At 66.3% G+C, this 16,121-nt stretch carries 12 protein-coding genes and 1 tRNA gene; 7 read left to right on the forward strand and 6 right to left on the reverse strand.

The features are described from left to right. Positions 1-298 precede the first annotated feature (298 nt). From ACWESM_RS06140 to ACWESM_RS06170, 7 genes are all read left to right on the forward strand, one after another. Positions 299-371 (forward strand) — tRNA-Lys (locus ACWESM_RS06140). A 1,330-nt stretch (positions 372-1,701) separates the two neighbouring features. Then, positions 1,702-2,670, forward strand: coding sequence for an acyl-ACP desaturase (locus tag ACWESM_RS06145; RefSeq protein ID WP_355077002.1), 969 nt, complete (start codon positions 1,702-1,704; stop codon positions 2,668-2,670). A gap of 161 nt (positions 2,671-2,831) precedes the next feature. Further along, the gene (gene dusB / locus ACWESM_RS06150) at positions 2,832-3,959 is read left to right on the forward strand and encodes a tRNA dihydrouridine synthase DusB (protein ID WP_364425213.1); all 1,128 of its coding nucleotides are present in this window, start codon (positions 2,832-2,834) and stop codon (positions 3,957-3,959) included. 755 nt (positions 3,960-4,714) lie between these two features. Then, positions 4,715-6,481, forward strand: a complete 1,767-nt coding sequence (locus tag ACWESM_RS06155; RefSeq protein WP_364425032.1) for an LCP family protein — start codon at positions 4,715-4,717, stop codon at positions 6,479-6,481. 689 nt (positions 6,482-7,170) lie between these two features. Next, complete coding sequence (phoU, locus tag ACWESM_RS06160; RefSeq protein ID WP_355076998.1) at positions 7,171-7,833, forward strand: phosphate signaling complex protein PhoU; 663 nt, start codon at positions 7,171-7,173, stop codon at positions 7,831-7,833. Positions 7,834-7,952: 119 nt separating this feature from the next. Further along, complete coding sequence (locus tag ACWESM_RS06165; protein ID WP_355076997.1) at positions 7,953-8,246, forward strand: hypothetical protein; 294 nt, start codon at positions 7,953-7,955, stop codon at positions 8,244-8,246. Positions 8,247-8,278: 32 nt separating this feature from the next. Then, entirely contained in the window at positions 8,279-9,835 is a 1,557-nt protein-coding gene (locus ACWESM_RS06170; protein ID WP_452491054.1) for a hypothetical protein, read from the forward strand. Positions 9,836-9,933: 98 nt separating this feature from the next. Here the strand turns inward: ACWESM_RS06170 and pstB are convergent, their stop codons facing one another. From pstB to ACWESM_RS06200, 6 genes are all read right to left on the reverse strand, one after another. Further along, on the reverse strand, positions 9,934-10,710 hold the full coding sequence (gene pstB / locus ACWESM_RS06175) for a phosphate ABC transporter ATP-binding protein PstB (protein ID WP_039795034.1): 777 nt from the start codon (positions 10,708-10,710) through the stop codon (positions 9,934-9,936). Positions 10,711-10,731: 21 nt separating this feature from the next. Next, on the reverse strand, positions 10,732-11,634 hold the full coding sequence (gene pstA / locus ACWESM_RS06180) for a phosphate ABC transporter permease PstA (protein ID WP_379250443.1): 903 nt from the start codon (positions 11,632-11,634) through the stop codon (positions 10,732-10,734). Further along, a complete protein-coding gene (gene pstC, locus ACWESM_RS06185; protein WP_355076991.1) occupies positions 11,634-12,605 on the reverse strand; it encodes a phosphate ABC transporter permease subunit PstC in 972 nt (323 codons plus the stop codon). The genes pstA and pstC overlap by 1 nt, the downstream gene beginning before the upstream one ends. A gap of 90 nt (positions 12,606-12,695) precedes the next feature. Beyond that, positions 12,696-13,808, reverse strand: a complete 1,113-nt coding sequence (gene pstS / locus ACWESM_RS06190; protein ID WP_355076989.1) for a phosphate ABC transporter substrate-binding protein PstS — start codon at positions 13,806-13,808, stop codon at positions 12,696-12,698. 241 nt (positions 13,809-14,049) lie between these two features. After that, positions 14,050-14,970: a mycothiol synthase gene (gene mshD, locus ACWESM_RS06195; protein ID WP_397275096.1), complete on the reverse strand. Its 921-nt coding sequence runs from the start codon at positions 14,968-14,970 to the stop codon at positions 14,050-14,052. Between the two features lie 114 nt (positions 14,971-15,084). Beyond that, positions 15,085-15,849: a winged helix-turn-helix transcriptional regulator gene (locus ACWESM_RS06200; protein WP_355076986.1), complete on the reverse strand. Its 765-nt coding sequence runs from the start codon at positions 15,847-15,849 to the stop codon at positions 15,085-15,087. Positions 15,850-16,121: the final 272 nt, after the last annotated feature.

Raw genomic sequence — 16,121 nt, forward strand, 5'->3', positions numbered from 1 at the left:
TTTCGCCCGCCAACCCGTCCTCCACGCCTTCCCCGGCCACAGCCGTTCACCCCTGCAAATCCAAAGAGATTGCCAGCCAACATGTTTGAATGATATCCAGATCCAGCTAAGATGAACAAAGCTGGGTGCCAAGTGTTTACCGCCTGCATCGCCCACCGCGCACGCCGCGTTACCCATCCCCCCGCGTCCGCCCGCCCCAGCGGGTCCGCCACGCCGCCCCACCCATCCAGCCCGCCCGCCGACACGAACTCCCCCGATTGGGGCATACGCCCCTGCCCGCACTACACTGTTGCTCCGCGCCCCTATAGCTCAGTTGGTAGAGCTACGGACTTTTAATCCGCAGGTCGTAGGTTCGAGCCCTACTGGGGGCACAAAGGTCGGGCGTCCGGATTGCTCCGGGCGCCCGACCTGTTTTCTCGGAGTTCTCCGCCGTGCGGCGCCGGCCATACGGCAGTGGAAACGCCGCGTCGGGGCTCTATTACCTGTGCCGCACGGACGCTTCGCAGGAGGCGGCGTCCGGGGAGCGCGCTCGGCGGCGAGAAGGGCTGCACCGCTCCCCGATCACCGGTCACGGTTTGCACAGTCGGCGCCGTAGACGGTGTAAGCGGTGAGGAACAGGAATCTCGGCCGGAGCGACATCGCCGGTCACCCCCGGCACGGCTATAGGGGTCACCACGATGGAGTGGCATCAGAGGTGTACCGGTTGGATTGTGACGAACAGCACAGCTACCTCGCATAGGGCATTCGTCGACTGGAGAGATCGCGTCTCGCGTACCGGTCAGTCATGCGCCGGTTGTGATATCCCCTTGATCGCGGTTGTACGCCGGTCGGCGGAAAAGCCGATGACAGCTCGGCTTGCACAGTAGATACATACGGACAATTCGCGACGCAGGACAACCGTCGGGTCACGACGGCACAGCTGGAGGCCCGGATGCTTCGTCGCTTCATGAACAATCCATGGCGGCATGACCCGATAGTGACGAGCAGCCGAGGGCAGTGGCATACGCCGCCGGGCGGCGCATTACGTATAGAAGGACATGGTTGTCGGCGTAGTTGCGATGCGCAGTCGAACCGCCGTCGGCGATCGGGGAGGAAAAGCCTGCGAAGATCCGACAAGCGTGCGACTTGGGAAGAGCGGCATGAAGGCGTTGGCCTTCGGAGGCGATAGATGGCGATCGGACACGCCGATTTCACCGCGATCCATCGCGAATCGCCGGCTCGATCGCACAGGACGTCATGCAACCAAGGCGCGTGGCGCCCGGGAGACACATGCCGGATCCCGCCATCACACCTACTCACTTCCTGGCGGGTGCCGACCTCTCGACCGCTCTCCACGGAGGGCGTCGTCGGCGCCAATTCACAGGAACATCGCAGCTGGGCTCGCCGCAGTTCGCCGACACGCGCAGAACCAGGGCGTTTCGATCCCATATCGGCCCCCTGGGCCGCCCTTGTGTGTTCGCCCACGTACGGCTAACGCTCCTATCACCGCGTCGATAGACCCATTGCAGCGGGTAGAGCCCATACACTCATGGAGATCACCGAACGGCGAAGAGGTCGTATGAGGTGGATCACCAGAGCATCGATCGCCTAACGGATGCGTTTCGCATCACACCTACGGTGCCGTAAGGTATGGCCGCATCGGTATCGGTCTACCTTGGGATTGACCTGCACGACCGGAAGCACACACTGAAGGGTTCATACATGGCAAGGGATCTGACTCAACTCGAGCTGCTGACGGAGTTGGAGCCGGTTGCCGAAGAAAACGTCAACCGGCACCTCTCCATGGCAAAGGAATGGCACCCGCACGACTACGTCCCGTGGGACGACGGCCGCAATTTCGCGGCACTCGGTGGCGTGGACTGGGATCCGGAGCAGTCCCGCCTCAATGAGGTCGCGAAGGCGGCCATGATCACGAACCTGCTGACCGAGGACAACCTGCCCTCCTACCACCGCGAGATCGCCGAGAATTTCTCTCAGGACGGCGCGTGGGGTACCTGGGTCGGCCGCTGGACCGCCGAGGAGAACCGGCACGGCATCGTGATGCGGGACTACCTGGTCGTGACCCGCGGCGTCGATCCGGTCGCGCTCGAGGAAGCCCGAATGGTCCACATGACCAACGGCTTCGCCTCCCCCGCGGAAGCCGACGCGGGCTTCCTGCATTCCGTCGCGTACGTCACCTTCCAGGAACTGGCCACCCGGGTCAGCCACCGCAACACCGGCAAGGTCTGTGACGACCCGATCGCCGATCGCATGCTGCAGCGCGTCGCCGCCGACGAGAACCTGCACATGATCTTCTACCGCAACATGTGCGGCGCCGCCCTCGACCTGTCTCCCGACCAGGCGATCGAGGCGATCACCCTGATCCTGGAGAACTTCCAGATGCCGGGCGCGGGTATGCCCAACTTCCGCCGCAACGGCGTGCTGATGGCCAAGCACGGCATCTACGATCTGCGCCAGCACCTGGAGGAAGTGGTCCAGCCGGTGCTGAAGAAGTGGAACATCTTCGACCGCACCGACTTCACCGCCCGCGGCGAGGCGGTCCGTGAGCGCCTCGGCCTGTTCCTGGACAAGCTGGGCAAGGACGTCATCAAGTTCGAGGAACAGCGCGACCGGATGCTCGCCCGCGAGGCCGCCAAGCGCGACCGCGCGATGGTCGGCAGCTCCGTGTAGAACCCGAGGAACAACAGCAGGCGCCGCCCCGGAAGACCGAGGGCGGCGCCGGTGTGCACGGCCCGGTGCCGCGCGACATGCGCACCGGGCGAACGACCCGCTCCGGCCGACTTACGTGCGCAAATGAGACACTGGTCGGCGTGACGATGACTACCGAGGCGATGACGAAGCTGCGGATCGGGCCGTATCCGGTCGATCCGCCGGTCGTGCTCGCGCCGATGGCGGGCATCACGAATCTGGCGTTCCGCAAGTTGTGCCGGGAATTCGGCAGCCCGACCTCGATCTACGTGTGCGAGATGATCACCGCGCGGGCGGTGGTGGAGCGTAACGAGAAGACGCTGCACATGATGTCCTTCGACGCCGACGAGCATCCTCGCTCGATGCAGCTCTACGGCGTCGACCCGGCCACGCTCGGCGAAGCGGTGCGGATCATCGTCGGCGAGGGCTGGGCCGACCACATCGACCTCAACCTGGGCTGCCCCGTGCCCAAGGTCACCCGCCTCGGCGGCGGCGCCGCCCTGCCGTACAAGCGGACGCTGTTCCGGAGCATCGTGCGCGCCATGGTGAGCGCGGCGGAACCGGCGGGGGTCCCGGTCACCGTGAAGTTCCGCATCGGCATCGATGACGACCACCTCACCTATCTGGACGCGGGCCGGATCGCCGAAGCCGAAGGCGCGCGAGCGGTCGCGTTGCACGCTCGCACGGCCGCGCAGCGGTACTCGGGCCAAGCCGACTGGACCGCGATCGCCCGGCTCAAGGAGGCGGTCACCTCGATCCCGGTGCTCGGCAACGGTGACATCTTCTCCGCCGCCGACGCCGTCCGCATGATGGACGAAACCGGGTGCGACGGTGTGGTCGTCGGTCGCGGCTGCCTTGGCAGGCCGTGGCTGTTCGCCGAGTTGCAGGCGGCGCTGCGCGGTCAGCCGCTGCCGGAGGCGCCCGATCTGGGCCGGGTCGGCGCGGTGCTGTACCGGCACGGCGCGCTGCTTTCCGAGCATCTCGGCGAGGAGAAGGCCATGCGTGATCTGCGCAAGCACATGGCGTGGTACCTGATGGGCTTCCCGGTCGGCTCCGATCTGCGACGTGCGTTCGCCACCGTGGGCAGCCTCGCACAACTGGAAGACCTCGTCGGCCAACTCGACCCGACGGTTCCGTTCCCGGAGGACGCGGAAGGTCCGCGCGGCAGGCAGGGCTCGCCGGGCAAAGTCGCGCTGCCACACGGCTGGCTCGATGACCCGGACGATCCCGCGGTGCCTCGCGCGGCAGATGTGATGCACAGCGGAGGCTGATCGGCAATCGCACAGCGAACGCTGGCGTCGAACCGTTGTGACCTGTTCGATTTCGCCGTGGGGTGGCCTGCCGTGGCGGAATCGTTATCATTGCGGGATCGGTGCCGCCGGTCCGGTATGACCCAGGCGGAAAGCAAGACGAAAAGCGAGGTTCGTTGGTGGGTGACGATCGGCACGGGCGTTCGCCACGGCCCGGAGGTCGCGCCCCGTGGGAGCGGTATCCCGCGGCGGATAACCCCGAAGGAGACGTCGCACGCACGTCTCGTCGTTCCCGCCATACCGACGCCGCTCCTGACCAGAGTTCCGCGCCCCTGACGGTGCAGGATCTCGTCCAGCGAGTCGACAACGAACGCACCGGCCGCCGCGGTCGCCGCGCGGAACCCACGCCACCGGACCCGACCGCCCCGCCGAGCCGAGGCCGCCGCGCGGAACCCAAACCACCGGACCCGACCGCCGCGCCCATCCGAGGCCGCCGCCCCGAGCCCGGCCCACCGGACCCCGCCGCCGCGCCCATCCGAGGCCGCCGCCCCGAGCCCACGCCACCGGTTGCGGGCTCTCCGACGAACCGAGGCCGCCGCCCTGAGCCGGTACCCCCGCAGGCAGGCCCACCATCCGCACGAATCAATCGCGCCGAGCCACGTCAAGAAGCTCCGCGCCGACCCGCCGACCCGGCCGCCGCCAACGGCCGTGGCGCGGCAGCCGGTCCCCGGCGCGCACCGGACTCGCCACCGCCACGGCAGACCGGTAGCTCACCGGTGGTCCAGGACATCACGGGCGCGACACCGGCCGCCCGTCCCGCGAACCGCCGCCCTGCCGAGCGCTCGGCATCCGCCGCACCACCCGTCGCTCCCCCAGAACCGGAACAGGCCGAAGAGGTCACCGACGTCCTACCTCCGCTCGACGAGCCCACGCGCGCCAAGCGCAAGGGCGTGAGTTGGCCGACCAAGGACGGCAAGGACGCCAAGCCGAAGCCCGTCGGCACCGCCCAGACCCGTCTGCAGGCTTCCAAGGAGCGCCGCAACAAGCGTCTGCGCACCGCGGGAAGGGCGGGGGGTGCAGTGTGCGCTGTGCTCGCTCTGCTGGTCACCGGCGGCGGCTGGAGCTACTTGCGGTCGACGACGGACGGCTTCACTCAGGTCAACGCCCTTGATGAGAACTCAGAGGACATCATTGATTCCAATGCCCAGCTCGGCGACGAGAATTACCTGCTCGTCGGCACCGACACACGCGCAGGGGCCAACGGCCAGCTCGGCGCGGGCACTTTGGACGACGCCGAAGGTGCCCGCGCAGACACCACCATGCTGGTCCACATCCCGAAGGACCGGAGTCGGGTCGTCGTAGTATCTTTCCCGCGCGACCTGGACGTGACCAGGCCCCAGTGCAATGGGTGGGACAACGAAAAAAACGCGTATTCCGACGAGAAGTTCCCGTCTGCCATAGGTGACAAGCTCAACGCCGTCTACAATCTCGGCGGCCCGATGTGCCTCGTCTCCACGATTCAGCGCCTCACCGGCGCGTCGATCAATCACTTCATCGGCATCGACTTCGCCGGTTTCGAGTCGATGGTCAACCAAATCGATGGCGTCGAGGTCTGCGCGTCCAAGCCGCTCGTCGACGATGTGCTCGGCACCATCCTCGAGCACCCGGGCAAGCAGCGCATCGACGGCCAAACGGCGCTGAAGTATGTGCGTGCCCGGCATGTCTACGGCGAGGAGCGCAGCGACTACGACCGCATCAACCGGCAGCAACGCTTCCTCGCTTCGCTGCTGCGCAGCACGCTGTCCAGCAAGGTGCTGTTCAATCCGGGCAAGTTGAACGGCTTCATAACTGCGCTTCGCGAGCACACCTGGGTCAACAAGGTCGAAACGACCGACCTGCTGATGCTGGGTCGTTCGCTGCAGAAGATCGATGCCGGCGTGGTCACCTTCATCACCGTGCCGACCGCGGGAACCACCACTTACGGCAACGAGATCCCCCGGGAATCCGACATCAAGGCGATCTTCAAGGCGATCCGCGACGATCAACCTCTGCCAGGCGAGAAGCCGACCGTTCAGGCGAACGTACCCGCGCCGGCACCGACCGCTCCGACGCCGACCAAGTACAAGGCGGTAGATCCTTCGACTGTCTCGCTGCTGGTGTCCAACGGCTCCGGAGTCGAAGGGCTGGCGCGCACGGCGGCCACCAAACTCGGCAACCAGGGCTTCACGATCTACAACACCGGAAACTACGCCAACGGCACCTCCACGACAACGAAGGTCCGCTACGCCCCGGGTCTGGAAGCGGAGGCTGCCACAGTGGCTACTTCGATTCCCGGCGCGACCATCGAGGCCGCCGACGATCTCGGCGGCATCGTCGAGGTCGTCATCGGAGGCGACTCGAAGACCGGCGTCACAGTGAAGGCGCCGACGCCGGTCGGTGACGAGATCACCAACGTCACGACGAGCACCTCGACGAGTTCGACGCCCGCCGTCCTGCCCTCCGACCTGGAACACGTCAACGCTGCCGATGAGGTCTGCAAGTAGACGACCGAGTGCACCAGCACCCGACCCACCCCCGCAGCCCAAGTTCGTGTTGACTCACGTTCTACCGCAACGATATTCGCTTGATCCGCTCGTTCGATCGCTGCTAGCGTCGGGGACGTCGATCATCGATACGGAGGGGATTTCAGTGGTACGCAAACTAATCTTCGGAGCAACTGCAGCGGCGGCCGCCATGGCGCTGTTCGCAGGTCCTGCCCAAGCAGACGGGTGGTGGCAGTACGACACGCCACAGGAATGTGAGCACTCCCGGCAGTGGTTTGTAGACCACGGAAACCGCGTAAGCGGGTGCGAGTTGGTCCCCAACGGCAGCGCGTTTGGCGGCGGCGACGCCTGGGGTTTTCACATTTACAGCTAGTTCGGGCCGAACTCCGATGGTGACTGCGCGAACGCTGTGTCACCCCTCGGAGTTCTCGCGGTGACACGAGTCAGTCACCCTGTCCTCCGATCTAGAGCACATCAACGCCGCCAACGACTGCAAGTCGCACCCGGCATACACCGCAGGACGAATGCGACGCAGATCACAACTCGTCTCGATGTCGTCGTTCCCAAGCCGCGAGGGTGCGGATCGCAGTCGTTGAATCGTCAACGGCAATTCCCACGCTAATGATGCACACCGGTCATTCACTCCCTGTTCGTGACTTGGTCAGCGCGGCGAACTAGTGTCAGTTTCCATGCGTGTCATCTACAACGAGCAAATGGCTGAGCTCGCCCACCTGCTGGGTGAGATGGCCGGGTTGGCCGGCTCGGCCATGGAGCGGGCTACCCAGTCGCTGCTCCAGGCGGACCTCGCCCTGGCGGAGCAGGTGATCAGCGAGTCCGACCGGATCGCCGAGCTGATCCAGGACGCCGAGGAGAAGGCCTTCGCTCTGCTCGCGCTGCAAGCTCCGGTCGCCGGTGATTTGCGGCAAGTGGTGAGCACGATCCAGATCGTCGCCGATGTGAATCGGATGGGCGCGCTGGCGCTGCACGTGGCGAAGGTCGCGCGCAGGCGTCATCCGAACCACGCGCTACCGGAGTCCGTCAACGGCTACTTCGCAGAGATGGGCCGCATCGCCGTGAACATGGGAGCCAGTGCGCGTGAGGTGCTGGAGACCCGTGACCCGGAGCGCGCCGCGCAGCTGAACGAAGACGACGAGGCGATGGACGATCTGCACCGTCACCTGTTCACACTGCTCATGGACCGCGACTGGAAGTACGGCGTCGCGGCTGCCGTCGATGTCACGCTGCTCGGTCGCTACTACGAGCGCTTCGCCGACCACGCGGTGGAAATCGGCCGCCGTGTCATCTTCTTGGTCACCGGAGTGCTCCCGCCGGACCCCGACTCGGAGTCGTAAACGAAAAGCTTGCTGCGCTTGACGTTTCGCAGGCGGCGAATGATAGATTGAGCCGCACAGGGCGAGATTGCTCTGGTATAGCGTTACGCCGGAGGGGAACCGGCATGAAGGGGGGCGTTATGGACGTCGATCCAGCGGAGCTGCGCGCACTGGCCGCGTCGATGGACAAAATCGGCGGCGAGATCGGCGCATTGACCGTGCGTGCGACCACCGACGCGCTCGGTGGCGTGCTGCCCGGTTCGACGGTGGGTGAAGCGTGTTCCACAGCGGGTTCGAACGTCGAAGACGCATGGCGGCGAATGGCCATGCGCTGCAAACGAGTTTCAAATATCGCGAAAGGCGGCGCCGCGAATTACGAGGTGTCCGACCAGGAGTTTCGCGCGGGTCTCGACGCGATGGGCGCACAGCTGTGAGGTCTACGAGCAGTACGCCAACCCTCAGCCAGGTGCGGTCGGAATGGCAGCCGTGGAAACTGAGCGAAGCCGGTACCGAAATACGCACGCGCAACGGCGAATTCGTTTCCCTGATCGATCAAACGGTGACGCAGATCCGGGCAGCGGGCGCGCATTGGAGCGGTGACGCCTATTACGCCGCGTACGACCGCATCGCAGGCGACCGCGACACGGCGAACAAGGTGGCGTTGGATACCGAGACGCTCGCCCAGACATTGATCGACAGTGGTACCAGCCTCGTCGGATTCCGCCAAACGTTGCTGGACAAGGTCGATGAGGCCGTCGCGGCCGGATTCACCGTCTCCGAGGACTGGCAGGTCACTCCCGGGCCGGGCGCCTCGGACGAGGACGGTGATGCGCAGTTCACCTACCAGACCGCCATCACCACCGCCATGAACGAACTGCTCGGCACCCAGACGGACGTCGCGGCGAAGATCGAGCAGGCGAGCGGCGACGTCAGCACCCGAGCCGCTCAACTCGGCGACGGCGACCCGCTCGACAGCGACAAGTCCGCCGACGGGACGGACCCGGCTCTCGCGTTGTACAGCAACCAGTCCGACGCCTCGGCCACGGACCAGGCCGCAGGCACACCAGCGGACGACAGCAAGCAGTCCGACCAGACGGCCCCCGCGAGCACACCGCAGGCGAGTCCGATCGCCGCCCAACAGCAGTCCGCCGACCAGACCGGCGCCGAGAACAAACAGGACAGCGGCGAGTCGGGCGATGGTAAGGACAAGAAAGAAACGGCCGACGGCAAAGACAAGCAAGACACCGGCGACGGAAAGAACAAAGACACCGGGGACGGCAAAGACAAAGGCACCGGCAACGGCTCCGAGGACAAGTCCGCCTCCACCGGTGCGGCCAGCGACCCGAACTCGTGGAAGCCGTCGGATGTGACGAGTTTGATCACCTCGGTCAGCCAGATCACCGGCAATGTGCCCACGCTGATCGAATCCATCGGCAAACTCGACGACGATCTCGACGACATCATCAAAGCAGGCGGGGAGGCTGGAAAGGGTCTGATCGAGGCCGCCGGTACCAGCGCCGAGAAGTTCGCGAACGCCGTCGACACGATCGCCGGAACGCACCAAACGGACGGCACGCACACGGACTCACCGTCCACGGGTGACCCCGCCGGAACCGGGACCCCGAAGCAGGATCCGGCGGCCACCGATCCCACGACCGGACAACCCGCAGCCACCGATCCGAACGCGAAAACGGAAGATCCGAACGCGAAGTCCACCGATTCGAAGACCGACCATCCGGCAGGCACCGAGAACAGCAAGACGGATAAACCGAATTCGTCGCAACACGCGGAAACCAAGCAGGACCAACCGGCGTCCGTCCGGCAGGCGAGCTACACCAATGCCGACTCCGGCAGTCCGAGCACTGCTCCCGCGTCCGCGTCCGGTTCCCCGTCCACCGCACCCGCGAGCACCGGACTGCTCGGAGGAATATCAGCGGCGAATCGTGAATCGGATCCGGAGCACACGCGCCGAGTGCAATCCACGCCGACGCCGCTGTTCGAGACCCCGCCTCTCGACGAATAGCCGAGGCCCGAATATCCGAAGGCCCTGGGGGTGGTCACCGCCCAGGGCCTTCGTTTTGCGTATGCGGCGCGTCCGCGGATGCGGAACCCGCCTCGAGATCAGCCGAAGCGACCGGAGATGTAGTCCTCCGTGGCCTTCTGCGACGGGTTGGAGAAGATCTTCTCGGTGTCGTCGATCTCGATCAGCTTGCCCGGCTTGCCCTGGGCCTCCAGGTTGAAGAAACCGGTCTGGTCACTCACGCGCGCGGCCTGCTGCATGTTGTGGGTGACGATGACGATGGTGAATTCCTTCTTCAACTCGGTGATCAAATCCTCGATCGCCAGGGTCGAGATCGGGTCGAGCGCCGAACAGGGCTCGTCCATCAGCAGCACGTCGGGCGAAACCGCGATGGCGCGCGCGATGCACAGACGCTGCTGCTGACCGCCGGAGAGGCCGCCGCCCGGCTTGTCCAGGCGGTCCTTCACCTCGTTCCACAGGTTGGCGCCGCGCAGCGAGCGCTCGGCGACCTCGTCGAGTTCCTTCTTGTTGCGCACGCCCTGCAGCTTCAGACCCGCGACCACGTTGTCCTTGATGGACATCGTGGGGAACGGGTTGGGCCGCTGGAAGACCATGCCGATCGTGCGGCGCACACCCACCGGGTCGACCTGCGTGCCGTAGATGTCCTCGCCGTCCAGCAACACCGCGCCCTCGACCCTGGCATTCGGGGTTACCTCGTGCATGCGGTTGAGCGAACGCAGCACGGTGGACTTGCCACAGCCGGAGGGACCGATGAAGGCGGTCACGCTGCGCGGCAGCACGGTCAGCGAGACATCGGACACGGCGTGGAACTTGCCGTAGTAGATGTTCAGATCTTTGACGTCGATCCGCTTGGCCATTGTCGGTAATCCGTTCCGCTTCTATCGGTTCCGGGTGAGCAGGCGGTTGAGGACCGCAGCCGCCAGGTAGAGGAGGGCGATGATGAGGATCAGGGTCAGTGCCGCGCCCCAGACCCGCTCGCGTCCGGCAGCTTCGGGGTTGGCCAGCTCCTGGTAGATCAACAGCGGCAGCGACGCCATGTTGCCGTCGAAGATGTTCGTGTTGATCGACTTGCTGTAGCCGACCAGCACCAGCACGGGAGCGGTCTCGCCCATCACCCTGGCGATGGCCAGCAGGATGCCGCTGATCATGCCGGGCAGCGCGGTGGGCACCACGATCCGCACGATGGTCTTCCACTTCGGGATGCCCAGCGCGTAGGACGCTTCACGCAGTTCGTCCGGCACCAGTTTCAGCATTTCCTCGGTGCTGCGGACGACCACGGGCAACATCAGCAGCACCAAGGCCAGCGACACCGCCAGCGAGCTCTGCGGGAATCCGAGCGTCGCGATCCACAGCGCGAAGATGAACAGCGCCGCGACGATCGACGGGACGCCGGCCAGGATGTCGACCATGAAGGTGGTGACCTTGGCCAGCAAGCCGCGGCCGTACTCGACCAGGTACACCGCGGCCATGATGCCGAGCGGCACCGCGATCACCGTCGCGACCAGCGACTGCACGAGGGTGCCGTAGATGGCGTGGTAGACGCCGCCGGCCATCTGGTTGGGCAGCACACCCTTCAGCGAGTTCTGCCACCAGTCCGCCCGGACCACTGCGCTGAAGCCCTTGCTGATCACCATGATCAGGACCCAGGCCAGCGGTACCAGCGCGACCGCGAAGGCCAGCCACACCAAGCCGGTCGCGACGTTGTTGCGTACCTTTCGCGCCAGGCTCACATCGCGGAAGGTGGGCGGCTTGATCGGCCGGTCCAGAGTCGAGGAGGTCATCACCCGTTCACCCTTCCGCCCGCGGCCAGTCGAGCGAGCGCGTTCACGACGAAGGTCAGCGCGAACAGCACGAAGCCTGCCGCGATGTACGCGCCGGTCGGCAGCGGGGCACTGAACTCCGCGGCGGCCGAGGCGATTTTGGAGGCGAAGGTGTAGCCGCCGTCGAACACCGACCAGTGTCCTGGCTGCGCGGCCGTCTTCAGCACGATCAACACGGCGATGGTCTCACCGAGCGCGCGGCCGAGGCCGAGCATGGCGCCGGCGATCATGCCGCTGCGCCCGTAGGGCAGCACCGTCATCCGCACGACTTCCCACTTCGTCGCGCCGAGCGCCTGCGCCGCCTCGATGTGCGCACGGGGGGTGAGGTTGAACACCTCACGGCTGACCGACGTGATGATCGGCAGGATCATCACCGCGAGCACGACGCCCGCGGTGAAGATCGTGCCGCCGCTGGCGAGCGGGATGTTGCCGTCATCGAAGAGGAACAGCCATCCCAGGTTGTCGTTCAAGAAGTTCTGGATCGGCTCCAGTTGCGGAGCGAGCACCAGGATTCCCCACAGACCGAACACGATCGAGGGCACCGCCGCGAGCAGATCGACGAGCACCGAGAACGGCCGTGCCAGCGTCTTCGGCGCGTAGTGCGTCAGAAACAGCGCGATGCCGATGCCGATCGGAACGGCGATCACCAAGGCGAAGACCGAACTGAGCACCGTCACCATGAACAGATCCCGGATGCCGAACCTTAAGTGGTTGGCGTCCGAGGTGTTGAACTCGGTGCTGGTGAAGAAGTTCGCCTCGTTCGCCAGCACCGACGGCACCGCCCGGATGAGCAGGAACAGCGCGATCAACGCGATGGACGCGACGATGATCGCACCGGCCGTCGTCGCCAGCGAGCGGAAGATGATCTCCGCCCGCGGGCTGTGCTGGCGACGGCTCTTCGCGGTCGGTTCGGTGCTCGGCTTGCTCGGCATGAGCGCAGTATCTCCGCCTGCTCGCTGGTCGGTCGAATCAGACGGACCAGCGGCGGCAACCTCGTCGTGCACGGTCATGTGGGACTGCTATCAGGAGATGGCGTTGATGGCGGTGGTCAGCTTGGTCTTGAACTGTTCCGGGATCGGGATGTACCCGGCCTCGTCCAAGCCCTGCTGGCCGTTGGTGACCGCCGAGGTGAGGAAGGCCTTGACCGCCTTCGACGTGTCGGCGTCGGAGTACTTCGAGCACACGATCTCGTAGGTCGGCATCACGATCGGGTACGCGCCCGCCACCGACGGCTTGTAGAACGAGGAGGTGTCGATGACCAGGTCGTTGCCCTGGCCGGAGACCTTCGCGGACTCGATCGCCTTGCCCGCCGAGGCGACGCTCAGCGTCACCGGGTCCTTGCTCGCCGAGGTGATGATGCGCGCGATCGACAGGTTCTGCGCCTTCGCGAACGACCACTCGTTGTAGGTGATCGAGTTCTTGGTGCTCTTCACCGCGGCCGAGGTGCCCTCGTTGCCCTTCGAGCCCGCGCCGACGCCGCCGTTGAAGGCCTTGCCCGCGCCCTTGCCCCAGGCGCCGTCGGAGGCGGAGTCCAGGTAGAGCTGGAAGTTGTCGGTGGTGCCCGACTCGTCGCTGCGGAAGATCACGGCGATCGGCTCGGACGGCAGCTTGGCGTTCGGGTTCAGCGCCTTGATCTCGGGCGCGTCCCAGGTGGTGACGGTGCCGTTGAAGATCTTGGCGGCGGTCGGGCCGTCCAGCGCGAGATCGGTCACGCCGTCGATGTTGTAGGTGATCGCGACCGGGCCGAACACGGTCGGCAGGTTCCACGCGGGCGAGGCGCAGCGGTCGGCGGCCTTCTTCGGCTCGTCCTTCTTCGCGCTCAGCGGGGAGTCGGAACCACCGAAATCGGTCTGGCCACCGAGGAACTCGCTCACACCGGCGCCCGAGCCGCTCGAGGTGTAGTTGAGCGTGGCGCCGTCGCAGTTCTTCTCGTACGCGGCGATGAAGCGCTCCATCGCGTTCTTCTGCGCCGAAGAGCCGCTGGCCTTGAGGGCCTTCTTGCCGCCGCAGGCGACGTCGACCTTGGCCACGTTGCCCGAATCGGCCGAGGTGTTGTCGTCGCTGCCACAGGCGGCCAGCGCCATGGCGCCGACGGCCAGCACACCAACGAGGGCGCTGCTGCGCTTGAGATTCACTATTCCTCCGGAATGGCGTCCTACTCGTCCGGTCCCTCACCGGCCCGGACGGGTGTTGTGGTGCTGTTCGCGGGGAACTCGCGCACCAGGCAGCAGTGTGCTGCCCTCACTCAACCTAAGGTCATGTGGTTGACAGTTGGACCGACCTGAGTGAACGGAGAGTGAACAGCCCGGCGCGATTGCGCCTGGTAGATGTGACGTTTGCCGCAGTTTTACTGGCGCGCATCCATTCTGCCGCCTGTTATTCAACCTCCGCCGCCGCGTAGGCGACGTCGACATGTGCCGGAGCGAATCCGAGACGGGTATAAGTGCGCACTGCGGCGACATTGTCGGCCTCGGTGTAGAGCAGAACCTCGGCCAGCCCGCGCTCCCGCAGGTGATGCAAACCGGTCAAGGTGAGCAGCCGGCCGAGTCCGCGCCCTTGCGCCGCCGGATCGATGCCGACCACGTAGACCTCGCCGAGCGGCGGTTGCTCCGCGTGATGCACCTTGGTCCAGTGGAATCCCAGCAGACGATCAGGGGCCGCGGTGTCGAATGCCAGGAACAGGCCCGCCGGGTCGAACCACGACTCGTCACGGCGGATCTCGATGTCACGCCGGGTCCACGCGCCCTGTTCCGGGTGCCAGGCGAAGGCGGCGCCGTTCACTCGCAGCAATTCCGCGTCGTCGGCGGGACCGGCGTAGGTGCGCAGCACGATGCCGTCCGGCACGGCCAATTCCGGTAGCTCAGGAGTTGCTAGAGACCGGCGCATCTGCCACAACTCACGCACGGTCCGCAGCCCGAGCCGCGCTGCGACGGCTTTGGCCGCCGGCCGGTCGCCGTGCGCCCAGACCCGCGCGCCCGGACCGCCCGCGGCCAGCGCTGCCGCGACCAGATCGGTACCGACGCCGTGACCGCGCCGAGCCGGGGCGACCGCGACCTCGGCCATAGCAGGGTGTTCGCCGTGGGCCGGAACGAGATTCGCGTAGCCGACGACGGCGCCTTCGCGCCGCGCGAGCAGATGGCGCGCTCCGGTATCCGCGCCCGAAGTCAGCGACAACACGGCCTGTTCCGAGACCGGGGCGACACCGTCGGCCTCGGTGGCGCGCGCGAGCAGATCGGTGACCGCCCGCGCGTCGCCCGCGTCGGGGCGGTCGGTCCACTGTGTCGTCGCGCCGCTCATCGGCCTCCGTTCATCGAGCCTGCGGACCCCGCATGGAGTCCACTCCTGGCAACGTCGTAGCGGCAGGTGGCATTTCAGCCCCGCCGAAGCGATGCGGGCACGGTCCGCCGACGATTACTGCACGGAGCCGTTGACCGGCGTGAGCGGTGAATCGTCGGTGCCCTCGTTGTCGTCGTCCGGAAAGCTCACCGGCTCCCCCTTGACCGCCGCGCGCGAGGGGCGCACGGCCTTGTAGCCGACATTGCGCACCGTGCCGATCAGCGACTCGTATTCGGTGCCGAGCTTGGCGCGCAACCGCCGCACGTGTACGTCCACGGTGCGCGTGCCGCCGAAGAAGTCGTAGCCCCAGACCTCTTGCAGCAGCTGCGCGCGGGTGAACACCCGGCCCGCGTGCTGCGCCAGATACTTCAGCAGCTCGAACTCCTTGTAGGTGAGATCGAGCGGGCGGCCACGCAGACGCGCCGTATAAGTGCCCTCGTCGATCACCAGCTCACCGAGGGTGATCTTGCCGGTGTTCTCCGGGCTGGCCACGCCGCCGTTGCGGCCGACCAGCAGCCGCAGCCTGGCGTCGAGCTCGGCGGGGCCGGTGCCGGGCAGCAGGATGTCGTCGAGTCCCCAGTCCGCGTTCACGGCGACCAGGCCGCCCTCGGTGAGCACCGCGACGACCGGCACCGATGACCCGGTGCTGCCGAGCAAGCGGCACAGACCGCGGGCGGCGGCCAGGTCCGTCCTGGCGTCCACCAGCGCGACATCCGCCGTGCCTGCCTCGAGCAGCGAGGCCACCTCAGTGGGCGCAGGGCGCACGTTGTGCGCGAGCAACGCGAGCGAGGGCAACACCGACTCGGGGTTGGGGTCGGAGGTAAGCAGGAGCAGCTCCACGGGCCCTCCTCCCATCTCGTAGCCACGTGGATGCGGCAGCACCGCCGCGGCCACGTCGCTAATCACAGGTAATCGGATGCAAGATTAGCGCGTAACAAGGCATGACCACGCATTCCGGGGTCGGCGAGCGCACCGGAGGACACTCGGGAGCCCCGCCCGGGCCAACCGATATGGTGCGTACATGGGTTACGTATCGGGCATGCCCGCCGTCGGCGAGGCTCCCGAGGCGGTAGCCGAACGCGCGCCGCGCGGCTCCCGGCCGCCGCGGCCCG

This window comes from Nocardia sp. NPDC003999 (assembly GCF_053604885.1).